At 39.1% G+C, this 24,428-nt stretch carries 15 protein-coding genes, 1 tRNA gene, 4 rRNA genes and 1 other RNA gene; 7 read left to right on the plus strand and 14 right to left on the minus strand.

Features of this window, described 5'->3' with window-relative positions; all coding sequences use genetic code 11:
* Nucleotides 1-18: 18 nt before the first annotated feature.
* The 5 genes from GQS55_RS05715 to GQS55_RS05735 all read right to left on the minus strand — a co-directional run bounded on the left by GQS55_RS05715 (nt 19) and on the right by GQS55_RS05735 (nt 7,401).
* On the minus strand, nt 19-378 hold the full coding sequence (locus tag GQS55_RS05715; protein ID WP_159818786.1) for a PilZ domain-containing protein: 360 nt from the start codon (nt 376-378) through the stop codon (nt 19-21).
* Between the two features lie 107 nt (nt 379-485).
* Nucleotides 486-2,159, minus strand: a complete 1,674-nt coding sequence (gene ettA / locus GQS55_RS05720) for an energy-dependent translational throttle protein EttA (protein ID WP_159818788.1) — start codon at nt 2,157-2,159, stop codon at nt 486-488.
* Nucleotides 2,160-2,475: 316 nt separating this feature from the next.
* Entirely contained in the window at nt 2,476-3,600 is a 1,125-nt protein-coding gene (locus tag GQS55_RS05725) for an efflux RND transporter periplasmic adaptor subunit (RefSeq protein ID WP_159818790.1), read from the minus strand.
* 8 nt (nt 3,601-3,608) lie between these two features.
* Nucleotides 3,609-7,055: an efflux RND transporter permease subunit gene (locus tag GQS55_RS05730; RefSeq protein WP_159818792.1), complete on the minus strand. Its 3,447-nt coding sequence runs from the start codon at nt 7,053-7,055 to the stop codon at nt 3,609-3,611.
* 40 nt (nt 7,056-7,095) lie between these two features.
* Nucleotides 7,096-7,401, minus strand: a complete 306-nt coding sequence (locus GQS55_RS05735; protein ID WP_159818794.1) for an ArsR/SmtB family transcription factor — start codon at nt 7,399-7,401, stop codon at nt 7,096-7,098.
* Nucleotides 7,402-7,586: 185 nt separating this feature from the next.
* On the opposite strand from GQS55_RS05735, the gene GQS55_RS05740 reads away from it, so the two are divergent.
* Together GQS55_RS05740 and GQS55_RS05745 are read left to right on the plus strand one after the other, a co-directional pair.
* Nucleotides 7,587-7,793 (plus strand): YgaP family membrane protein, encoded by a 207-nt coding sequence (locus tag GQS55_RS05740; protein WP_159818796.1) that lies wholly within the window; start codon nt 7,587-7,589, stop codon nt 7,791-7,793.
* Nucleotides 7,794-7,829: 36 nt separating this feature from the next.
* Nucleotides 7,830-8,174: a rhodanese-like domain-containing protein gene (locus GQS55_RS05745; protein WP_159818798.1), complete on the plus strand. Its 345-nt coding sequence runs from the start codon at nt 7,830-7,832 to the stop codon at nt 8,172-8,174.
* Nucleotides 8,175-8,370: 196 nt separating this feature from the next.
* Here the strand turns inward: GQS55_RS05745 and GQS55_RS05750 are convergent, their stop codons facing one another.
* From GQS55_RS05750 to ssrS, 9 genes are all read right to left on the minus strand, one after another.
* Entirely contained in the window at nt 8,371-9,252 is an 882-nt protein-coding gene (locus tag GQS55_RS05750; RefSeq protein ID WP_159818800.1) for an IS982 family transposase, read from the minus strand.
* Nucleotides 9,253-9,415: 163 nt separating this feature from the next.
* Entirely contained in the window at nt 9,416-10,690 is a 1,275-nt protein-coding gene (gene lysA, locus GQS55_RS05755) for a diaminopimelate decarboxylase (protein WP_159818802.1), read from the minus strand.
* 161 nt (nt 10,691-10,851) lie between these two features.
* Nucleotides 10,852-11,298, minus strand: coding sequence for a Holliday junction resolvase RuvX (ruvX, locus tag GQS55_RS05760; protein ID WP_159818804.1), 447 nt, complete (start codon nt 11,296-11,298; stop codon nt 10,852-10,854).
* Complete coding sequence (locus GQS55_RS05765; RefSeq protein WP_159818806.1) at nt 11,298-11,960, minus strand: YqgE/AlgH family protein; 663 nt, start codon at nt 11,958-11,960, stop codon at nt 11,298-11,300. The genes ruvX and GQS55_RS05765 overlap by 1 nt, the downstream gene beginning before the upstream one ends.
* 93 nt (nt 11,961-12,053) lie before the next feature.
* Nucleotides 12,054-13,025 (minus strand): glutathione synthase, encoded by a 972-nt coding sequence (gshB, locus tag GQS55_RS05770; protein ID WP_159818808.1) that lies wholly within the window; start codon nt 13,023-13,025, stop codon nt 12,054-12,056.
* A 47-nt stretch (nt 13,026-13,072) separates the two neighbouring features.
* Nucleotides 13,073-13,819, minus strand: coding sequence for a 16S rRNA (uracil(1498)-N(3))-methyltransferase (rsmE, locus tag GQS55_RS05775; protein ID WP_159818810.1), 747 nt, complete (start codon nt 13,817-13,819; stop codon nt 13,073-13,075).
* A gap of 137 nt (nt 13,820-13,956) precedes the next feature.
* On the minus strand, nt 13,957-14,838 hold the full coding sequence (locus tag GQS55_RS05780; protein WP_159818812.1) for an IS982 family transposase: 882 nt from the start codon (nt 14,836-14,838) through the stop codon (nt 13,957-13,959).
* 204 nt (nt 14,839-15,042) lie between these two features.
* Nucleotides 15,043-16,230, minus strand: coding sequence for a methionine adenosyltransferase (gene metK / locus GQS55_RS05785; RefSeq protein WP_159818814.1), 1,188 nt, complete (start codon nt 16,228-16,230; stop codon nt 15,043-15,045).
* Between the two features lie 1,557 nt (nt 16,231-17,787).
* A non-coding RNA gene (gene ssrS / locus GQS55_RS05790) (6S RNA) lies at nt 17,788-17,968 on the minus strand.
* 821 nt (nt 17,969-18,789) lie between these two features.
* Between ssrS and GQS55_RS05795 the strand changes: the two genes are divergently transcribed.
* From GQS55_RS05795 to rrf (GQS55_RS20245), 5 genes are all read left to right on the plus strand, one after another.
* Nucleotides 18,790-20,328 (plus strand): 16S ribosomal RNA (locus GQS55_RS05795).
* A gap of 96 nt (nt 20,329-20,424) precedes the next feature.
* Nucleotides 20,425-20,500, plus strand: a tRNA-Ala gene (locus GQS55_RS05800).
* A 525-nt stretch (nt 20,501-21,025) separates the two neighbouring features.
* Nucleotides 21,026-23,920: ribosomal RNA gene (locus GQS55_RS05805) — 23S ribosomal RNA — on the plus strand.
* Nucleotides 23,921-24,059: 139 nt separating this feature from the next.
* Nucleotides 24,060-24,174 (plus strand): 5S ribosomal RNA (rrf, locus tag GQS55_RS05810).
* A 74-nt stretch (nt 24,175-24,248) separates the two neighbouring features.
* Nucleotides 24,249-24,381: ribosomal RNA gene (gene rrf, locus GQS55_RS20245) — 5S ribosomal RNA — on the plus strand.
* The 16S, 23S and 5S rRNA genes sit together here with 1 tRNA gene alongside, the layout of an rRNA operon.
* The last annotated feature ends 47 nt before the right edge of the window (nt 24,382-24,428 follow it).

Here is a 24,428-nt window from a genome sequence, read left to right on the forward strand (position 1 = left end):
GTGAATAATGATAATGTACTATACTCGGGAAAGTTGATTTAATTCTTTATCAAGTTGTTGACTGTCACCTAGATTTAACTCAATCAAGCGACGTAACAGGGTAATACTGTCTATATCGATAGCATCACAGTGTAACCCTATTTCGCTTTCTTGTTCGTGAACTACGATCATATGCATAGTAACTTTAGATTCACCGTCAGATAAAAAAAACGTTAGCGTGCCTAACTTTTCTTTGAGTGATTGTTTAGGCTCTACTAAAGTCACTAATGCACCTTTAAGAGATATATCGTGTATCGAGACCGGATAGCTATTATTTTCAATGTTTAGCTCTGCTTTAATTGAAAATAATACTCGGGTGAATTGTCGTCTATTGTCCATGTAAACTTATTATCGTTATGAATTATAGTTTCAGCATAGCTGTCTTTTAAACAAAAGGCACTTAAAGATACATGTTTAACGCATGTATCTTTAAGTGTGGTAAATATTTAACCTATTTTTTTATATTTGATACGGTGAGGCTCAATTGCTGCAGCACCTAATGTTTTCTTCAACCAAGCTTCGTAATCACTAAAGTTACCCTCGAAGAAGTTAATTTCACCTTCGTCGCGGTAATCTAAAATATGCGTGGCAATTCTATCTAAGAACCAACGGTCATGAGAAATAACCATAGCACAACCTGGGAACTCTAAAATAGCTTCTTCAAGAGCACGTAGTGTTTCAACATCTAAATCATTGGTTGGCTCATCTAACAATAATAAATTACCACCAGTTTTAACTAATTTAGCCAAATGAACACGATTACGTTCACCACCAGATAAGTCTTTTATGAATTTTTGTTGATCGTTACCTTTGAAGTTAAAGCGCGAGCAATAAGCACGGCTTGGTATTTGGTAGTTGCCAATCTCTAAAATATCATGTCCTTCAGAAATTTCTTGATAAACGGTGTTGTTATCATCCATATCATCACGGAATTGATCAACGCTAGCAAGCTTAACCGTGTCACCAATTTCGATAGTACCTGAGTCTTGTTGCTCTGTACCTGACATCATTTTGAATAAGGTTGACTTACCCGCGCCGTTAGCGCCAATAATACCAACAATAGCACCTTTGGGAATGCTAAAGCTTAAGTCGTCAATTAATACTCGACCGTCGAACGATTTTCTAAGGTTATGTACGTCTAGAACTTTGTCACCTAAACGCGGGCCAGGTGGAATATAAAGCTCATTTGTTTCATTACGTTTTTGGTTTTCTTGGCTATTAAGTTCTTCAAAGCGTGCCATACGTGCTTTACTTTTAGCTTGACGTGCTTTTGGATTAGAACGTACCCATTCTAGCTCTTGTTTAATGGTTTTTTGTAAGGCATTTTCACTTTTACTTTCTTGGGCTAAACGTGCATCTTTTTGTTCAAGCCATGAAGAGTAATTACCTTCCCAAGGGATACCTTCACCTCTATCTAACTCTAGAATCCAACCGGCTACATTATCAAGGAAGTATCTATCATGGGTGATCGCAACAACGGTCCCAGGGTAATCATGTAAGAAGCGCTCTAACCAAGCAACTGATTCAGCATCTAAATGGTTGGTCGGCTCATCAAGTAATAACATGTCTGGTTTTTGCAATAATAAATGACATAAAGCAACACGACGGCGTTCACCACCACTAAGTACTGATATTTTTTGTTCCCAAGGTGGTAAACGTAAAGCGTCAGCCGCTCGTTCTAGCACATTGTCAATATTATGCCCGTCTTGTGTATTGATAATATCTTCAAGCTGGCCTTGTTCTTTGGCTAGTGCGTCAAAATCAGCGCCTTCTTCTGCATATTCGTTATACACTTCATCTAAACGTTTTAATGCATTTTTAACCGTAGCTACTGCGTCTTCAACCACTTCACGAACGGTTTTTTCTTCATCTAGTTGTGGCTCTTGCGGCAAGTAACCAATTTTTGTTCCGGCTAATGCACTTGCTTCGCCTTCAAACTCTTTGTCTATTCCCGCCATAATGCGTAATAGACTTGATTTACCTGAGCCATTTAGGCCTAAAACACCAATTTTAGCGCCGGGGAAAAATGAGAGAGAAATGTCTTTTAAAATGGTACGTTTGGGCGGAACCACTTTACTTACGCGGTTCATTGAGAATATAAATTTATCTGGTAATGCCATGGGAATCCCAAGAGGTGAAGATTAAGTTGTAGGCTATTTTAAGTAACAACCTAGATGTTATCAATAGCTAGACCACTTTGCTTTTGCTCTAGCTGTATTTAAGCAATCAATACTACTAAAAATCATGAGAGTATTGGCCCATATTAATACCAATATCACTAACTATGTGCTCATTTCTATTTGCTAAAATCACTAACTACATCGTTATTTATTTAATAATTAGAACAACTAGTTATTGAAATAAATGCCTTGTATTTGGCAATTTTTTCTACGTATAAAATTGTTCACTTAATTAATGAAACGGGTATAAGAAAATTTATTTAGGTAGTGGGGTAAATAGTATATCTCCACTTTGTAATCCTGAAATTACCGTTACCATATTATGGTCTTGTGTTTTACCTAATCGCACAAAACGACGTTGAACATCGCCATTCACGTTCACCCAAACAAAATCCAGTTGTCCAACATGAGATATTTTATTTGATGGAATTGTTAGATTTACTTGCTCTCCTGCAGGTATCAACATACGAGCATACATACCCGGTAATAAGTGTTCATTATGCGTAATGCGTGTTTTAATTAAAAAGCTACGTGAGCCTGTATTCGCGGCAGGTACTATTTCTTCTATTTCACCTGTAATCGTTTTGTTAATACTCGGTAATTCTATATCAATTTTTTGACCAAGCGTTAAGGTTAGCGCTAATTGCTCTCGTACTTGTGCTTCTACACGTAATAGTAACGGGTTATATAATGATAATAATTTAGCACCAGCTTGTGCAGTGTCGCCAGGTTGTGCAAAGCGATCAACAATAAGGCCATTTATTGGCGCAGTTAATGTTGCGTAACTTAGTGTGGTTTCTGCCTGAGATAACCTTTGCTCGGCAGCAGTTAGCTCAGCGACAATACTTTGGTAATCAGCATTAGCCTTGTCAAAATTGAATGTTGAAATTAGTTGTTTTGCTAATAATTCTTTTGAACGTTCAAAGTTCTGTTTAGCTTCTTTATGGCGAGCCTGTAAGGCAATAATGTTTTGCTTTGTTTGTAGCACTTGTGATTGTAAATCGCTCTGCTCAAGTTCAACTAATAAATCACCTTTTTTTACTTTATCACCCGCTCTCACGGCAATGGTATTTATTCGGGCTAACATACGTGATGAAATAATGGTGGTTTGTTTAGCTTCCACACTGGCTGCAACTGGTTCGAATATCGCATCAGATCTTTCAATGACTGTATAAGTATTAGCTTTATCAAAATTAGCCATATTGGACGCTTGATTAATATCTTCGTTCAGTGAAGGGGAAATCTTCTCATCAAATGAACCAGCGAGCCAAGCGACCATGAACAGTAGAGCGAACAAGGCGATAACCGGTAGCAGTAATTTTTTTATAATGCTTTTATTGGCACTTTTTTGAGTACTTTTGGGATTGTTAATTTGAGTCATGTTTTTTCCTAGATAACCGCTTTATTTGGTTGTTCTAATGGTGAATGGTTTGATGATTGTTGTTGATTTTTATTGTCAAAAACTAATAAGTAAACAATAGGAACAACCAATAAAGTAAATATTGTGGATGAAATAATGCCAAAAATAATAGCAATGGCTAAGCCACTAAATACAGGGTCTAATGTTATAATTAAATTGCCTAATAACGTTGTACCTGCTGTTAATAATACTGGACGCATACGTACTGAACCTGCTTGAATTAAAGCTTCTTTAATTGGTTCGCCTCTATCTCGTGCTTGAGTGATAAATTCAATTAGAATTAAAGAGTTACGTACAACAATACCGGCTAATGCTATCATGCCTATCATAGCGGTTGCGGTAAATAATACCGAGTCAGGTGCATTAGCTATGGTGCGTTCACCAAATTGGTTTAGCATAAAAAAGCCTGGCATTATGCCAATAACCGTTAATGGAATAGCCGACATGATAATGCCTGATAATGCTGCTGAGCCTGTTTGTATTCTTAACACAATAAATATAGCGGTTAACGCAAAAGCAAAAGCAATACCCATATCGCGAAATACTCTAATGGTTATACGCCATTCACCTTCACCGCTCCAAGATAAATTTATATTGTCAGGCAAATACCAAGCGTTACCACTACCACTGTTTAAGAAAGTACGACTCTGCCAATCGTTTGATTGAGCTAGAGCAGGGGAGTTATCCTCTATATTGCCCTTGATATTACGATAATGTAGATCACTACTAATGTCGGCAATCACTGCTGCTGGGGTTCTACCTGAAATATCAGCGGTGACATAAACCACAGGTTTTAAATCTTTATGCAATATTACTTTGTCACTGATACCTTGCTCAAATTGACCTAATTCACCAAGTGATACCAATGATTGTGGTGCGATATCAATTCCTTGAGGTGTGGTTTGTTGTACTGTGCCTGCTTGTCCTTTAATGGTTAGACGATAAAGATCGGCAAGTGTTTCTCTTTGCTCAATAGGAAGCTTAATATTAATGGCCAATGGGGTTGCTTCTTCGTTAACATGTAAGTGACCCGCCACAGTACCACTATTAGCAACAGCGATAGCTTGGTTAATATTTTGTGTTGAAATACCAGATAACGCTGCTTTGGTTTTATCAGTAATAAAGCGTAACCTTGGTTGGTCATCAGCCACCGTAGAGTCTACTTCGACCACATGAGGCTCTTGCTTTAAGCGTTCTGCAACTATGCTTGCTGCTTGTTGTAATTCACTGTATTGCGTTAATTCGTCACCATATAACTCAGCAACTAATGTACTTAATACCGGAGGGCCAGGGGGAACTTCGACTACTTTTATTTGAATATCATTGTCTTTAAAAAGAGAGGTGTTAATCGATTTTAAATGTTCTCTTAATCTTAAAACAATCGCGTGAGATTGATGTTCGCGTTCTGTTTTATCAAGTAATATTATTCGTAAATCAGCCATGTAAGGTGTTTGACGTTGATAATATTGTCGAACCATCCCATTAAAGTCGATAGGCGAAGATGTGCCAACGTATGCGGCAATAGCTTTTATTTCTGATAATTGCTGTACTTTATTTGAAACTACTTTTGCCATTGCTGCTGTTTGCTCTAATGTAGCGCTTTCTGGCATATCAATAATAATTTGTACTTCATTTTTATTATCAAAGGGGAGTAGTTTAAGTGGTACTAACCGCATTACCGGAAGCATGGCGGCAACAATAAACAGTGCCAATACTAGCCATAAAACTAATTTACCTTTTTTCCTGTTATCTAATAAAGGCGTTAGTATACGACGATAAAATTGATCAAAGCCTTGATTACCTTTATCGGCGATCGCTAAATCGGTCGTTGTTTTTGGTTTGATAAATTTAGAGGCTAACCAAGGTGTCACTAAAAAAGCGACTAAGGTAGAGCTAATAACGCTTAACGGTACATTAAACGCCATCGGTGCCATGTAAGGACCCATCATGCCAGTGATAAAAGCGAGTGGTACAAAGGCTAGTACTATCGTTAATGTCGACATTAATAAAGGCACGCGAATTTCGTTTATTGCACCGACAATTTTGTCTTGCAAAGAACCACTTTTCTCTTTTAAGTAACGTTCAATATTATCAACACCCGTAATAGGATCATCAACGAGTAAACCTAATGAAAGAATTAAAGCGAAGAGTGTCACGCGATTAATCGTGTAACCAAAGAGTAAATCTAGCGATAAGGTTATGCCATAACAAATAGGTACTGCTAAACCTACGACAACAGCCGAACGCCAACCTAAAAAAACAGCAATAAAAACGACAACGGTAAATACGGCAAACGCTAAACTTGTAGTGAGGTTGTTTACTTTTTCGTTAGCAGTTTCACCATAATCACGTAAAGTTTGTACATGAACATTTGCTGGAAATATCGTTTTTTGTAGCTCATTAATTTTATCATGCACTGCTTGTGCTACTTTTACAGCATTACTACCACGCTGTTTGGCAACACTGATAGTCACAAGAGGGTGATCACCATTATTAGGAAATTTTATTGCTTCTGATGAACGGTTCTTAGGAGAATAGTGCTCTTGTTGATATTCGTTAGCGAAGTCAATCCAAGTGTAATTATTTTGCTCGCTAGGTCCATCGATAATAGTCGCGATATCTTTAAGTAGCACCACACTGCCATCAATAACATTAATAGGCGTTTGTTTTAACGTTTCTATGTCTCTAAAAACATCACCACTTTCAAGACGAAAAGATTGGTTCTCTAAAGTAATATTGCCATGATGCTGTAAAGCATTTGAAGCGTGAATCGCATTCAATACTTCGTTCATCGCTATTTTTCTGGCAGTCATTTGCTCAGGATTTAAATTGACTTGAATCTCTCTTGAGCGCCCGCCAACAATATTCACTTCACTTGTGCTTTCTATCGCTTGTAAGAAAGTACTAACTTCTTCAGCCAACCGACGTAAACTGTAGTCGTCTACTGTTTCACTATCACTACTCCATAAACCAAGCATAACAATAGGCACATCATCTACTTCTATGGGCTTCACACGCCAATTACTGACAATAGAGGGAATCTTATCTGTGTTTGAGTGAAGTTTGTTGTAGGTATTAAGTAATGCTTTCTCACGATTCTCACCAACATGAAATCGTAAAGTAACTATAGTTTGGCTATTATTGGTCACTGAATAAACATGTTCAACCCCAGATACTTGTGCTAATAATTTTTCTAGGGGTGTTGTGACTAGTCGTTCTACTTGCTGAACATTGACCCCTGGGGCACTAACTATAATATCTATCATGGGTACCACAATTTGTGGCTCTTCTTCGCGTGGCGTATAGTTCAATGCCATTATGCCGGCGATTATAGATAGCATTAGCAAGATAAAAGGTACTTTGCTGTTTAATGTTTTTCTTAGCAATGTCGATGTAAAGTTGCTTGGTATTTGCATGTTCAGTTAACTTTCCTTAGATAGGAGCAATGACGATAACTTAGATATCTTCACAAAATTGTTTTTGTAAAACTTCTAATAAATACGATATTTTTTGATTGGCAATTCGGTAATAAATTGTTTGAGATTCGCGTCTAGTTGCTACTATTTCGCTTTCTCTTAATTTTGCTAAGTGCTGTGATAGCGCTGACTGTGATAAATCTATCTGTTCATTCAAGTCTCCAACGGTCAGCTCGCCGCCAGCTAAACAACATAACACCATTAATCGATAAGGGTTCGAAAGTTGCTTAAGTATCGTTGAAACGTGTTGCGCACTTTCGAGCAATTTTGTTTGATCTGCTTTCATAATATGTACAAATTTCATCCGTTGATTTTATTTTAGTCTACTATTGTACTTTAATTTAGTAAAGGCTAATATACAATATATAAGATAAACTTAATTTAGCACAAACTAATTTAACGTTATCTTATGTTAATAAAGTATATTTGTTAAAAAGTGATAACCGGTATAGAGATTACAAGGAGAATATCATGACAGTGAATGATGTATTTCGTTTGATCGTAGGCGTAATGATTCTAGTTTCATTATTGCTCACACAATACCACTCCTCAAATTGGGTATGGTTTACCACGTTTATTGGTTTTAATTTATTACAATCCGCATTCAGTAAATGGTGCTTAATGATGATTGTTTTAAAAAAGATAGGTTTGAAAGACAGTTATACTGAGTGTAGATAACCATAAAGAGAATGAAAATTTAATTGAGGATTAAATATGTTAAAAACAATTCCTGAAGTGATTGCTCACGCAAGGCAATCACTGAATACAATTACTGCAGCCGATGCAGCAATAAAATGTAAGCTTGAAAATGGTATTATTATTGATGTGAGAGAACCGGCCGAGTTCGCTGAAAGAGCAGGAGATAATACTATTAATATTCCTCGTGGATTATTAGAGATGAAAATGTTGCAAATGTACCCAGATGAAAATTTAGCTATTTTTATTCACTGTGCTACCGGTGCTAGAGCCACATTTGCTGCAGAGCAATTGACTCGTGTAGGTTATAAAAATGTTTGGGTTGTTACTTGTATGCTTGATGATATTTGCTGCGTATTTTAACCATTGAATGTTAAACAGTGCAGCAAAATGGTTGCTAACAATTAAGCGTAATAATTGCCTGGATAAGGCTTTTAGTTGCAAAGGCTTTTAATTACAAAAGATGAGTTACAAAAGATTAGTTGCAAATAATGAGTTACGAAACAGTCTACTAATATTTAATGTTACGTAACCTGAGATCTGGATAAGGTGCGGCATTTTAAGCACTCATAATGGACTGTTCCCTATCCGATAACTTAATACACGGCTTTTGTCTTTTTAAACAATAAGCAACTATTCCTGAAATTACATTAAGCATAAAACCTGTTTCACTACGATGGCGGCTGTGCTCTATTTGAGATATGTTTTTAAGTTGATCATTCACTGTCTCTATTATGTATCTCTTTGATAGTATTGCCCGATCAAAGGCTGATATTACTTTAGCTTTCATATTTTTTCGCACGGTCGTCACTAAGTCAATATCTGATTCCTTTAATGTCTGGCTCAAGTTTTTTCCAATGTATCCCTTATCTGCATATAGCTTACCAGTAAGATTTTTACATAAGTCAGGTATTGGAGTTCGGTCATTTGTATTGCCCGGCGTAATATTCAAAGCAAGGATTTCACCTTTATGATTAATCAATAGATGAAGCTTAAAGCCGAAAAACCAGCCCATTGTTCCTTTTCCTCGCTTAGCCGTATCTGCAAATACACGGTTACGTGGAATACGGATATTGTGACATACCTTTAGGCTTGTAGAATCTACAAATGCAATTCCTGTTGGCTCACCTTTCACCGTTTGAAAGTAAGCACACATTGGTACAATAAGATCTGACATTGTATTGATGAAACGAGTGTAGCTGAGCAGCTCTGGGAAATCATCAGTCCAGTATCGTTGGACTAAACCAATATAGAAGTTTTTGAAATCTCTATGATTTGACTGATGAAATGCAATCATAATGCTCATTCGCTCGCTGGTAGACATTTTCGAACTACGTCTACGCTTGCGAGTACCGTCTGATAGCAATTGTGCTTCCCATTTAGGTGAAAATTGATGACAAAAATCATCGACATCACAAAATATTTCCACTAAATTATCCATCTGCCCACCTTATTTGCTTTCAAATCGTTTCTTGGTCGAAAGATCTGATCGCTAGGTGGGTATTTAGTTCAATTTTTTATCTTCTTATCCAGAATTGAGGTTACGTAACTTATTACTTTATTGTTCTTCATTTTTATAGCTATATTTACGTGGTAATTTATAGTTATACCCAACTAGGCACAGAGTCTGCGTTTATGATCTCATCATAACTAGGTCGTGCTCTGACAACTGCAAAGTCAGATCCTTTTACCATTATCTCGGGCGCTAACATCCGTGTATTATAAGTGGATGCCATTACCGCTCCATAAGCTCCACAGCTCATAATAGCAATTAAGTCACCTGATTTTGATTCATGCACTTGGCGAGCTTTGGCAAATGTATCTCCAGTTTCGCAAACTGGGCCAACCACATCATACGTTTTAAGGTCAGTTTGGCTTTGATCAACCGCTACAATTTCATGATGAGCTTCATACATACTTGGGCGGATCATGTCATTCATGCCTGCATCTAAAATAAGAAATTGGCGTTCTTCACCTGTTTTAACATAAACAACGCTAGAAACTAAAATACCGGCATTACCGAGTAAAGAGCGTCCCGGTTCAATTATTATTTTACAATTCAAATGACCTAGCTGCTTTTTGGCTATTGAAGCATATGCTTGCTTACTGGGAATAACTTCATCGTTGTAGGTAATACCTAAACCACCACCAATATCAACAACGCTAATGTTATGACCATCGCTTCTTAAATCAATAATTAATTGGGCAATGCGCTTGTAAGCTTCTTCAAAAGGAGCAAGTTGGGTAAGTTGTGAACCAATATGAACATCAACCCCTTGTACCTTTATATTAGGAAGCGAAGCTGCTCTATTGTAAGCAATGCGAGCTTTACTAATAGGAACCCCAAATTTATTCTCAGCTTTACCGGTAGAAATTTTAGCGTGCGTATTCGCACAAACATCCGGGTTTATACGAAAGGCAATAGCGGCTTCTTTATTTAAACGAGTCGCTACTTGACTAATAAGCTCTAGCTCTGGCTCAGACTCAACGTTAAATTGAAAAATCCCTTCGTTTAATGCGTATTCTATTTCCGGCTCAACTTTTGCTACACCTGAGTAGACAATTTTATTTGCTGGAATGCCTGCAGCACGTGCACGGCGTATTTCACCTATTGAGACAACATCGGCACCTGAGCCTAATTTTGCTAAGGTTGATAAGACTGCCTGATTTCCATTCGCTTTAACTGCGTAACAAATAAGTGTGTCTTGATCAGGCAATACCGTAGAGAATGCTTGTTGGTAATCTTTATAATTTTCGCTAATCGCGGTATTTGAATAACAGTAAAAAGGCGTGCCTACTTGCTTTGCTATATCGCTAAGTGGAATATTTTCTACTAGCATTTTTCCATTAACGTGCGAGAAGTGTTTTTGTGTAGTCATTTGATTACCATCAGTATAGTTTTTTAGTAAGGTTTGCCAGCAATGTATTTCAACAAAGTCTTTATACGAATATGTCAGTAAAGCTGCGGAAAATTTATTTTATCTTGATGTTTATTCAAGTCGCTAACTGTTAAGTAAACTAGTGAGTTATTGAATAGCTATTATTGATAGCTTTGCTCGAAGAAGCTTTCAATAATAAGCCTTGCCGATTCTGCATCGATATTATCTTTTTTCAAATTTTTAAAGCCACCACGGGCAAATAATTGTTCTTTTGCATCAGCTGTCGTCAGTCTTTCATCTTGAAATTCAACTTTTAAGCCAAAGCGTCCGGCGAGTCGATTACCAAATTTTCGAGCATCTTTCGTTAATTGTTGTTCACTACCATCCATATTAAGGGGTAAACCAACAACAACTAAGTCTGGTTGCCACTCTGTTAAAAATACTGATAAGGAATCCCAATGAGGAATTCCATCAGTCGCCTTAACCGACCCTAATGGTGAAGCAGAGCCAGTGATTTCTTGACCGACAGCAACACCAATATATTTTTTACCGAAATCAAAACCAATAATGGTACGTTGACCTATTTCTTTTGTTATTTTTTTAGTCATTATGCATGACCAATTTCAGAAGATAGATGCGCAATATCTATTCCAAGTTTCTGTGTCGCTTTTTTCCAACGTAGTTCAATTGGCGTATTAAATAAAATATCACTGTCAGCATCAATCGTCAGCCAAGAGTTACTTTTTAATTCAGACTCAAGTTGACCTGGACCCCAACCGGCATAGCCTAGAGTTACCATAAATTGCTCAGGTGCTTTATCTGTACCTAATGCCATTAAAATATCTTTTGAGGTGGTGATCATTATGTCTTCACTTAATGCTAAAGAGCTTTTCCAACCAGGTTGTGTTTGATGTAAAACAAAGCCACGGTTCTGAGACATAGGGCCGCCAGAAAGTACCGGTTGCTCTAAACTGATATCTATTATTATATCTTCAGCATCAGCATCTGTTTCAGACAAAGATGTTTGCTCAGGTAGTTGTTCTAGTGCGTCATCAGTGGCTTGGTTAGCAATACTTTTATTGCTTTCTTCTCGATCACTTTCTTCAATTTGTTTTAATAAATCATGCAAGGTAATATTGACCGGCATATTGATAATTAAGCCCATAGCACCTTCGTCATTATGTTCACAAATGTAAGTTACGGTTTTATTAAAATAGTCATTGGCTAATGATGGCATAGCAATTAAAAATTGATTCTCTAAGCTTTTCATCTATTTACCTTTTATAGATTGTTTTAAACGAAAGTTTGCACTACATATGTTAAATAATACTTTATCTACATTCATGTTAGTAAAGTATTCGCATTATTTTTTACGGATGTTCTCTTCAATAGCGTCCATTAGCTTACCACTAATATTGATAGGGTAGGCCGCTTCTATTTCACGTATACATGTTGGGCTAGTAACATTAATTTCAGTAACCTTATCACCGATAACGTCTAGGCCAACAAAGAATAAACCACGTTTTTTAAGCGCTGGCGCAATAGTGTCTGCAATTAGTTTATCGCTAGGACTTAAAGGTCGTGCAACACCACGGCCGCCGGCGGCTAAATTACCGCGAGTTTCACCTTGTGCAGGAATACGAGCCAAGCAATAAGGCATTGGTTCACCGTTAACAATAAGAATACGTTTATCACCATCAACAATCTCAGGCATATATTCTTGTACCATTGCGTACTGTTGCCCATGGTTAGTTAAGGTTTCTATAATTACACCAATATTGGCATCATCTTCTTTTATACGAAAAATAGAAGATCCACCCATGCCGTCTAGTGGTTTAATAATAATGTCTTTTAATTCTTGATGAAAAGCGCGAATTTGAACATCATTTCTGGTAACCAAAGTGCGCGGAGTTAGATCTGCAAACCAAGCAGTAAATAATTTTTCATTACAGTCGCGTAAACTTTGTGGTTTATTGACTATCAGTGTGCCTTCTACTTCAGCACGCTCAAGTATATAAGTAGCATAAATAAACTCGGTATCAAAAGGAGGATCTTTTCTCATCAAAATAGCGTCAAGATCGCTTAATGGAACATCTTGTTGGTCGCTTAGTTCATACCAATGATTAGCGTCATCAAATACTTTGATTTTCTGAGTATTTGCGCGAGCTTGACCTCGATCTAGATATAAATCTTTCATTTCCATGTAGTAAATTTCATAGCCACGCTTTTGTGCTTCTAGCATCATCGCCATAGAAGAGTCTTTAGCTACTTTAACTTCACTGATAGGATCCATTACGATACCGAGCTTTATGGTTTTAGGTTGTGCTATTGTCATTTTATATCCTATCTTTATATTATTTAGTTAAGTAACTTGGTAATGATTTATGCTAAATCACCAAAACGACATTGTAATGCCGTTATTGCGGTAAGTGCCGCAGTTTCTGTTCTTAAAACTCTAGGACCAAGTAATATGTCTTGAAAATCAGCTTCATTTGCTTTGCTAATTTCATCATCACTTAATCCACCTTCTGGACCTATTAGTAACCTAACCTGAAGCGCACTTTCTGTGCTATCAACGGGTAATGTCATAATAGAATGTTTAGCCTTAGGGTGTAAGTTTAATTTAAGCGAGTTGGTTTCTTGTGCTAACCAGTCTTCTAAATACATAGGCTCTGCAACTTCTGGCACTATGCAGCGACCACTTTGCTCACAAGCGCTAATGACTATTTTTTGCCATTGGTCATGTTTTTTTGCTAAACGTTCACCTGATAACTTTACACCGCAACGCTCAGTAAACAATGGTGTTATTTTATTAACACCAAGTTCTACAGACTTTTGTAACGTGTAGTCCATACGATCACCACGAGAAATACCTTGCCCTAAATGTATATTTACAGGAGATTCATTTGCTATTACTTCCTGTTTGATAATTTCAGCACTCGCTTCTTTCTTTTTTACATCGACTAATTTAGCTGTATATTGCACAGGCTCTTTACCATTAAACAGGGCAACAGTATCGCCTTCTGATAAACGTAACACTCTGACAATATGACCGAAGGCATCATCAGATAATTTCACTGTGTCATTTAAAGTTAGCTCACTATCTTGGTAAATACGTGTTTTAGGCATGCTCGTTGATACTAATTAATGTATGGGGTTATATAGTTAAAAGATAAGGGCATAAATGATAAAAACAATACAACCTATGAACTATTTAGTACTGTATTTATTTTAACTAACCTGAGATCTGGATAAGGTGCGGCATTTTAAGCACTCATAATGGACTGTTCCCTATCCGATAACTTAATACACGGCTTTTGTCTTTTTAAACAATAAGCAACTATTCCTGAAATTACATTAAGCATAAAACCTGTTTCACTACGATGGCGGCTGTGCTCTATTTGAGATATGTTTTTAAGTTGATCATTCACTGTCTCTATTATGTATCTCTTTGATAGCATTGCCCGATCAAAGGCTGATATTACTTTAGCTTTCATATTTTTTCGCACGGTCGTCACTAAGTCAATATCTGATTCCTTTAATGTCTGGCTCAAGTTTTTTCCAATGTATCCCTTATCTGCATATAGCTTACCAGTAAGATTTTTACATAAGTCAGGTATTGGAGTTCGGTCATTTGTATTGCCCGGCGTAATATTCAAAGCAAGGATTTCACCTTTATGATTAATCAATAGATGAAGCTTAAAGCCGAAAAACCAGCCCATTGTTCCTTTTCCTCGCTTAGCCGTATCTGCAAATACACGGTTACGTGGAATACGGATATTGTGACATACCTTTAGGCTTGTAGAATCTACAAATGCAATTCCTGTTGGCTCACCTTTCACCGTTTGAAAGTAAGCACACATTGGTACAATAAGATCTGACATTGTATTGATGAAACGAGTGTAGCTGAGCAGCTCTGGGAAATCATCAGTCCAGTATCGTTGGACTAAACCAATATAGAAGTTTTTGAAATCTCTATGATTTGACTGATGAAATGCAATCATAATGCTCATTCGCTCGCTGGTAGACATTTTCGAACTACGTCTACGCTTGCGAGTACCGTCTGATAGCAATTGTGCTTCCCATTTAGGTGAAAATTGATGACAAAAATCATCGACATCACAAAATATTTCCACTAAATTATCCATCTGCCCACCTTATTTGCTTTCAAATCGTTTCTTGGTCGAAAGATCTGATCGCTAGGTGGGTATTTAGTTCAATTTTTTATCTTCTTATCCAGAATTGAGGTTAAATAAGCTTTTGTGTAAGTAAAAGCAAAAAACCAGCACTGCTTATACACAAGTGCTGGTTTTATTATTTTGTTTCAGTGTTTAATGAATAAAGCTTTTTAACTAGATTCCAGCTGATTTTCTCAAATCATCAGCTTTGTCTGTTTTTTCCCAACTAAAAGCAGTAAAGGTATCATCACCAACTGTCATTTCAAAAGGTTCTCGGCCAAAGTGACCATACGCAGCTGTTTGTTGATACATAGGGTGTAATAAATCTAACATTTTAGTGATACCGTAAGGGCGTAAGTCAAAATGTTCGCGAACAAGTTCAACTAAACGTTCTTCACTTATTTTACCTGTACCAAATGTATCAATAGAAATTGATGTAGGCTCAGCAACACCAATAGCATACGATATTTGAATTTCACAACGATCGGCTAAACCTGCAGCAACAATATTTTTAGCAACATAACGACCAGCATAGGCTGCACTACGATCAACTTTTGATGGATCTTTACCAGAGAAAGCCCCACCACCATGACGAGCCATGCCGCCATAAGTATCAACAATAATTTTTCTACCTGTTAAGCCACAATCGCCTACTGGACCACCAATAACAAAACGACCCGTTGGATTGATATGATATTTAGTATCTTTAGTTAACAATTCAGCAGGAAGTACATGCTTAATAATGTTCTCCATTACCGCATCAACTAAATCTTCTTGTTTAATATCTGGATTATGCTGAGTTGAAAGAACAACAGTATCAATTGCAACTGGCTTATTGTCTTCATAGATAAACGTTACTTGTGATTTAGCATCAGGGCGTAACCATGGAAGAATACCAGACTTACGTGCTTCAGCTTGACGCTCAACCAAACGGTGAGAGTAATAGAGTGGTGCAGGCATTAACGTTTCAGTTTCATTAGTCGCATAACCAAACATTAAACCTTGATCGCCAGCACCTTGATCTTCAGGTTTGCTGCGATCAACACCTTGCGCTATTTCTGGTGACTGCTGACCAATTAAATTCATAATGCCGCATGTTTCACCGTCAAAGCCAACATCTGAAGATGTATAACCAATGCTACTAATAACATTACGCGTAATAGTTTCTAAATCAACCCATGCGTTAGTGCTTACTTCACCTGAAATAATAGCAACGCCGGTTTTAACCATTGTTTCACACGCAACACGTGCAAATTTATCTTTAGCAATAATAGCATCTAAAACCGCATCAGAAATTTGATCGGCAATTTTATCTGGGTGTCCTTCAGACACAGACTCAGAAGTAAAAAAGTGTGTAGACATAAAACCTCAACAGTTTAAATCTTTTAATCTATGTCGCTTAATAAATAGGTATTTAGAAAGTAGATGAAAAGATGAAAATTAACATTAATACAATATATAAATGCAGTTTACTATCATAGGAATCACATTTCTATCTTTTTTACGCCTAGACGTCTAAATGGCTTTAATTTTTAAGTCGGAAATCATTACATCTATAATAAGAAAAACAAAAAACATTCATTTTACAGCAGCTTATACCGATATATAACGGCTTTAAGTGCTTTTCATTAAATTTAGGTTTTGTTGAAGCTGGGGAAATAAATCAGAGGTGGGGAACTCGGTTGAGTAATAGTTAGTTAATCAACAGCCGTTGAGGGTATTTCTATAAAAGTAAATAAAAGGGCGCCACTACAATTGGCGCCCAGCTAATTTAACCTTTCCTTTTTCTCGGTTTTACTACTTCAGTAGTATTCGATTCTTTTTTCAATTTACGTTTTTCTTTCAACGTTAATACGGGCTTTTTCTTATCATTCTTAGACATATTGTTACCTAATAATAAATTACAGATTAATTACGTATGTTTTTGCAAAAAAACTAAAAATTATAGAAAATAAATCAAATAAAATACCCTCCTTAGATAGTTATAATGAGTTAGCTAATTACTTTATGAAATAATACCAATCTCACTAACTATGTGATCATTTCTACTTGCTAAAATCACCAACTACATCGTTATTTATTTAATAATTAGAACAACTAGTTATTGAAATTAATGCCTTGTATTTGGCAATTTTTTCTACGTATAAATTTGTTCACTTAATTAATGAAACTGGTATAAATAAATCTATAAAAGATGGATACAATTAAGCCTACTTTGTTAAGCGAACTTAAAAGGAGCTATCAAATAGATATAATGTGTTTGGTTTTTATTTTGAAATACAGACGAGCGTAGAGGTACGCTCGTTTAAACGGGGAATTTTAGGGCAAAGCTCCCTAAAAATAAAATATAATAAGGTATTGATATAGGTGTTTTCATAGGCCCAATATAGCAGCTTAAATAATAACTGCAAGCCTATTTGAACACGTTTAATAAAAGGTAATATTTAACGATCATGTACATTCAATCTATAAATAATTAAAGGAAATAATAAAAGTAAGAGTTAGGGTTTTATATTACAAATAACCATTCATTTTGTCAGGGGTGATTAGGTTATCTACTTATAAGTATCTCTATAAGTACCTTTATGAGTATAAGGAGAAAATTTCTACCTAGGTAACGGAGTTGACCATACTATTGAACATCGTACAGTTTTTTAAAGATAGCGCGAAAGTTTATCGTTTGTATAGCTATATGGTAATAGGTAACTAAAGGAGGTTCTTCCAGGGTGCCGCAGTAAATCGGTGTCTGAATGTCGTGTGCTTTTCTAGAGACAGCGCGGAAGTTTATCGTTTGTATAGCTATATGGTAATTGTTAATTAAAAGAGGTTCTTCCTGGGGGCGCAGTAAAGCGGTCTCTTAACATCGTGTGCTTTTCTAGAGATAGCGCGGAAGTTTGTTTTGATTACCTATTACAAAGAGGTTCTTCCAGGGTGCCGCAGTAAACCGTAGTCCTGAACACCGTGTGTTCAGGGCGGAAGTATCATTTCAACCGTAGGCTTCCCGATACGAGCCGGGCTTGCACAATAGCTGAAAATCAACTCCCTAAGGTAAAACTTATCGGCTCAGGGACATAGTCACTTACAAACACCCCAGAAGAATCATTATTATAACTGAAATTTAATGAGTGATAAGCTTTTTTTAATAAGTGTTGTTTGTTTGCTTAATATTTAACTACTTACTAACTGTTTATAAAACCTCATTAATAGGTATGCTTAATGATAAAGTGTAAATTACAAAGCATATTGATTGTTTAAACTACAGTATCTACAGGGTTTGTATCATTGTTGAGCACTTAAACAAATAATTGAACTTTTTGATAAATAACAGTTGACCCAGTAAAAGAAATCTATACAATGCGCTCCAGTTCCAAGGGGTTCAGGTAAAACGAATCATCAACGGACTGTTTTAATAAGTTATCTACTTTCATTTAATGATAAATAGTTAATTTAACGTTTTAAAATGAAGTGTTTAAGAGTTTACAAAAACTTTTAAAAAAATCAAAATAAAACGTTGACATTAAAACTCGGAAGCGTATGATACGCATCCTGCTTCGGGGCAACAGCAACGAGCAACACGAATTAAGTTAAGTTCTTAAATCGTTAGGTGAAGAGCGAATGCGACTCTCATCTATATCGACTAACCTAGTTACTCGATATCTTCTTTAACAATTAGTTATCATGCAATTTGTGTGAATACTCACATTAACTTGTTTTTACATAGTTCTTCTTTCTTAGGAAAGTGGAACAAAAAAACGCTTAATGAATGATGTTCATGCAAATAAATATAGTTACTTATTTCTAGCGAGATAGGTGCGACTATGTAATGCGATATCAACTTCGGTTGGTATCACGACAGAATTCATTGAGCAGTAACACATCACTTTTACTTAGGTAGAATGGTGAGGTTACACAAACGATTTTTAATTGAAGAGTTTGATCATGGCTCAGATTGAACGCTGGCGGCAGGCTTAACACATGCAAGTCGAGCGGTAACAGAGATAGCTTGCTATCTGCTGACGAGCGGCGGACGGGTGAGTAATGCTTGGGAATATGCCTTATGGTGGGGGACAACAGTTGGAAACGACTGCTAATACCGCATAACGTCTACGGACCAAAGGGGGGGATCTTCGGACCTCTCGCCATTTGATTAGCCCAAGTGAGATTAGCTAGTTGGTAAGGTAAAGGCTTACCAAGGCGACGATCTCTAGCTGGTTTGAGAGGATGATCAGCCACACTGGGACTGAGACACGGCCCAGACTCCTACGGGAGGCAGCAGTGGGGAATATTGCACAATGGGCGAAAGCCTGATGCAGCCATGCCGCGTGTGTGAAGAAGGCCTTCGGGTTGTAAAGCACTTTCAGTTGTGAGGAAAGGATGTTTGTTAATAGCAAGCATCTGTGACGTTAACAACAGAAGAAGCACCGGCTAACTTCGTGCCAGCAGCCGCGGTAATACGAGGGGTGCAAGCGTTAATCGGAATTACTGGGCGTAAAGCGTTCGTAGGCGGTTATTAAGCAAGATGTGAAAGCCCAGGGCTCAACCTTGGAACTGCATTTTGAACTGGTAGACTAGAGTACTGTAGAGGGTGGTGGAATTTCCAGTGTAGCGGTGAAATGCGTAGAGATTGGAAGGAACATCAGTGGCGAAGGCGGCCACCTGGACAGATACTGACGCTGAGGAACGAAAGCGTGGGGAGCGAACAGGATTAGATACCCTGGTAGTCCACGCCGTAAACGATGTCAACTAGCCGTTTGTGCCTTGAGGCGTGAGTGGCGCAGCTAACGCACTAAGTTGACCGCCTGGGGAGTACGGCCGCAAGGTTAAAACTCAAATGAATTGACGGGGGCCCGCACAAGCGGTGGAGCATGTGGTTTAATTCGATGCAACGCGAAGAACCTTACCATCCCTTGACATCCAGAGAAGAGACTAGAGATAGACTTGTGCCTTCGGGAACTCTGTGACAGGTGCTGCATGGCTGTCGTCAGCTCGTGTTGTGAAATGTTGGGTTAAGTCCCGCAACGAGCGCAACCCCTATCCTTATTTGCCAGCGAGTTATGTCGGGAACTCTAAGGAGACTGCCGGTGATAAACCGGAGGAAGGTGGGGACGACGTCAAGTCATCATGGCCCTTACGGGATGGGCTACACACGTGCTACAATGGCAGGTACAGAGGGCAGCAATACCGCGAGGTTGAGCGAATCCCACAAAGCTTGTCGTAGTCCGGATCGGAGTCTGCAACTCGACTCCGTGAAGTCGGAATCGCTAGTAATCGTAGATCAGAATGCTACGGTGAATACGTTCCCGGGCCTTGTACACACCGCCCGTCACACCATGGGAGTGGGATGCAAAAGAAGTGGCTAGTTTAACCTTCGGGAGGACGGTCACCACTTTGTGTTTCATGACTGGGGTGAAGTCGTAACAAGGTAACCCTAGGGGAACCTGGGGTTGGATCACCTCCTTATCTTGAAGTAAAAACGAATAATGGAATGTCCCTTTTAAGAGATATTCAGAGTATTCACACAAATTACATGATAACAAAATTGAAAGAAACCCTGATGGGGCTATAGCTCAGCTGGGAGAGCGCCTGCCTTGCACGCAGGAGGTCAGCAGTTCGATCCTGCTTAGCTCCACCATTTTGACTTTTTACTACGTTGCTTCGTAGTTCGTGTAGAAAAGACTACACGTCACCACAAAGCGCCTTGTAAAGAAATCAAAATACCATCGTTTCTTTTAAATGAAGAAAGAGACCAAACTTAATCTATCAAAGCGATGATAATTTAAGTTTGGTTTTTTAAACCAAGTTTTTAACCGAATGTGAGTTAAAAATTAGTTCTTTAACAATCTGGAAAGCTGATATAAATATCGGTATTTATATGACAAACACGGTGTCGCGCTGTTGTTTGTTACAGTATAAATACCAAGCTGTTACAACATTCTCTTATCGTGAATGCTGTAATGGTGATAATGCATCCCCCAAGGATGTATTATCGAATTCATACTTGCTCTTAGAGCAAAGATGTCTTATCAAGTAACTCATCTTATATCTTCGGATATATTGAGTACGTGAAAATGTCAGACTTTACAATTACTGTGGATTAGTCTCCACGGTGTACTTTGTTTTCATTTCTTTTATTAGAAAAGACTACTTAGGGTTGTATGGTTAAGTGACTAAGCGTATGTGGTGGATGCCTTGGCAGTTAGAGGCGATGAAGGACGTGTTAATCTGCGAAAAGCTTTGGTGAGGTGATAAAAACCGTTATAGCCAAAGATGTCCGAATGGGGAAACCCACTTAGCATAAGCTAGGTATCATTATCTGAATACATAGGATAATGAAGCGAACCGGGAGAACTGAAACATCTAAGTACCCCGAGGAAAAGAAATCAACCGAGATTTCGTTAGTAGCGGCGAGCGAACGCGAATCAGCCCTTAAGCTTATTGGGCGCTAGTGGAACTTACTGGAAAGTAAGACGATACAGGGTGATAGTCCCGTACACTAAAGCAACCTTTAAGTGAAATCGAGTAGGACGGAGCACGTGAAACTTTGTCTGAATATGGGGGGACCATCCTCCAAGGCTAAATACTACTAACTGACCGATAGTGAACCAGTACCGTGAGGGAAAGGCGAAAAGAACCCCTGTGAGGGGAGTGAAATAGAACCTGAAACCGCATACGTACAAGCAGTGGGAGCCCGATTTAGTCGGGTGACTGCGTACCTTTTGTATAATGGGTCAGCGACTTATATTCTGTAGCAAGGTTAACCGATTAGGGGAGCCGTAGCGAAAGCGAGTGTTAACTGCGCGTTTAGTTGCAGGGTATAGACCCGAAACCCGGCGATCTACCCATGGGCAGGTTGAAGGTTGAGTAACATCAACTGGAGGACCGAACACACGTATGTTGAAAAATGCGGTGATGACTTGTGGGTCGGAGTGAAAGGCTAATCAAGCCGGGAGATAGCTGGTTCTCCCCGAAATCTATTTAGGTAGAGCCTCGCACGAACACCATTGGGGGTAGAGCACTGTTAAGGCTAGGGGGTCATCCCGACTTACCAACCCTTTGCAAACTCCGAATACCAATGAGTGATATGCGGGAGACACACTGCGGGTGCTAACGTCCGTTGTGAAGAGGGAAACAACCCAGACCGCCAGCTAAGGTCCCAAAGTACTAGTTAAGTGGGAAACGATGTGGAAAGGCATAGACAGCTAGGAGGTTGGCTTAGAAGCAGCCATCCTTTAAAGAAAGCGTAATAGCTCACTAGTCGAGTCGGTCTGCGCGGAAGATGTAACGGGGCTAAACTAGTCACCGAAGCTGCGGATTTAATCTTAGGATTAAGTGGTAGGGGAGCGTTGTGTAAGCCGTTGAAGGTGAATTGAGAAGTTTGCTGGAGGTATCACAAGTGCGAATGCTGACATGAGTAACGATAAGGGGAGTGAAAAACTCCCCCGCCGAAAGACCAAGGTTTCCTGTCCCATGTTAATCAGGGCAGGGTAAGTCGGCCCCTAAGGCGAGGCGGAAACGCGTAGTCGATGGGAAACAGATTAATATTTCTGTACTTCTATATATTGCGAAGGAGGGACGGAGTAGGCTAGATGAGCACGGCGTTGGTAGTCCGTGTGAAAGAATGTAGGTGGGCGACTTAGGTAAATCCGGGTTGCTGTTAACACTGAGACTCGAGACGAGTGTCTACGGACATGAAGTCATTGATGCCATGCTTCCAGGAAAAGCTTCTAAGCTTCAGATATATAGGAACCGTACCCCAAACCGACACAGGTGGTTAGGTAGAGAATACTAAGGCGCTTGAGAGAACTCGGGTGAAGGAACTAGGCAAAATAGTACCGTAACTTCGGGAGAAGGTACGCTGCTCAGGGTGATGGAACTTGCTTCCTAAGCTCAGAGCAGTCGAAGTAACCAGGTGGCTGGAACTGTTTATTAAAAACACAGCACTGTGCAAAATCGAAAGATGACGTATACGGTGTGACGCCTGCCCGGTGCCGGAAGGTTAATTGATTCGGTTAGACTTAGGTCGAAGCTGATGATCGAAGCCCCGGTAAACGGCGGCCGTAACTATAACGGTCCTAAGGTAGCGAAATTCCTTGTCGGGTAAGTTCCGACCTGCACGAATGGCGTAATCATGGCCACACTGTCTCCACCCGAGACTCAGTGAAATTGAATTTGCGGTTAAGATGCCGTATACCCGCGGCTAGACGGAAAGACCCCGTGAACCTTTACTATAGCTTGACAGTGAACATTGCTCCTACATGTGTAGGATAGGTGGGAGGCGTTGAAACAGAGTCGCTAGATTTTGTGGAGCCAATCTTGAAATACCACCCTTGTATGCGTGATGTTCTAACCTAGGGCCCTAATCGGGCTTGGGGACACTGTCTGGTGGGTAGTTTGACTGGGGCGGTCTCCTCCCAAAGAGTAACGGAGGAGCACGAAGGTTGGCTAAGTATGGTCGGACATCATACGGTTAGTGCAATGGCATAAGCCAGCTTAACTGCGAGACAGACACGTCGAGCAGGTACGAAAGTAGGTCATAGTGATCCGGTGGTTCTGTATGGAAGGGCCATCGCTCAACGGATAAAAGGTACTCCGGGGATAACAGGCTGATACCGCCCAAGAGTTCATATCGACGGCGGTGTTTGGCACCTCGATGTCGGCTCATCACATCCTGGGGCTGAAGTCGGTCCCAAGGGTATGGCTGTTCGCCATTTAAAGTGGTACGCGAGCTGGGTTTAGAACGTCGTGAGACAGTTCGGTCCCTATCTGCCGTGGGCGTTTGAGAATTGAAGAGGGCTGCTCCTAGTACGAGAGGACCGGAGTGGACGAACCGCTGGTGTTCGGGTTGTTATGCCAATAGCATTGCCCGGTAGCTACGTTCGGAACTGATAACCGCTGAAAGCATCTAAGCGGGAAGCAGGCTTTGAGATGAGTTCTCACTGGAGCTTTAAGCTCCCTAAAGGGTCGTTGGAGACTACAACGTTGATAGGTCAGGTGTGTAAGGGCTGTGAGGTCTTGAGCTAACTGATACTAATTGCCCGTGAGGCTTAACCATACAACACCCAAGTAGTTTTTAGAACTATGAAGTGCATTGTATGAAGACTGACATTAGAAAACACACGTACTTACGTGTTACTTGAATAAGAATAAAGAACAAAACGATATTTACAGCTTTCTAAGATTGCCTTTTTTTGTTTAGCGACAATAGCGCTGTGGTACCACCTGACTCCATTCCGAACTCAGAAGTGAAACGCAGTAGCGCCGATGGTAGTGTGGGAGTTCCCATGTGAGAGTAGGACATTGCTAAACTTCTATTCGTACCGCAAGGTACACCCGAAGAGCCCGTTACGAAAGTGACGGGCTTTTTGCTGTTAGCTATTAAAAAATACAACAATAGCGCTGTGGCCCTACCTGAACCCATTCGCTAATACAGCCGCGGCGCACAGAAGTGAAACGCAGTAGCGCCGGATGATGGTAGTGTGGGAGTTCCCATGTGAGAGTAGGACATTGCTAAACTTCTATTCGTACCGCAAGGTACACCCGAAGAGCCCGTTACGAAAGTG

This window comes from Colwellia sp. 20A7 (assembly GCF_009832865.1).
Lineage (GTDB): Bacteria > Pseudomonadota > Gammaproteobacteria > Enterobacterales > Alteromonadaceae > Colwellia.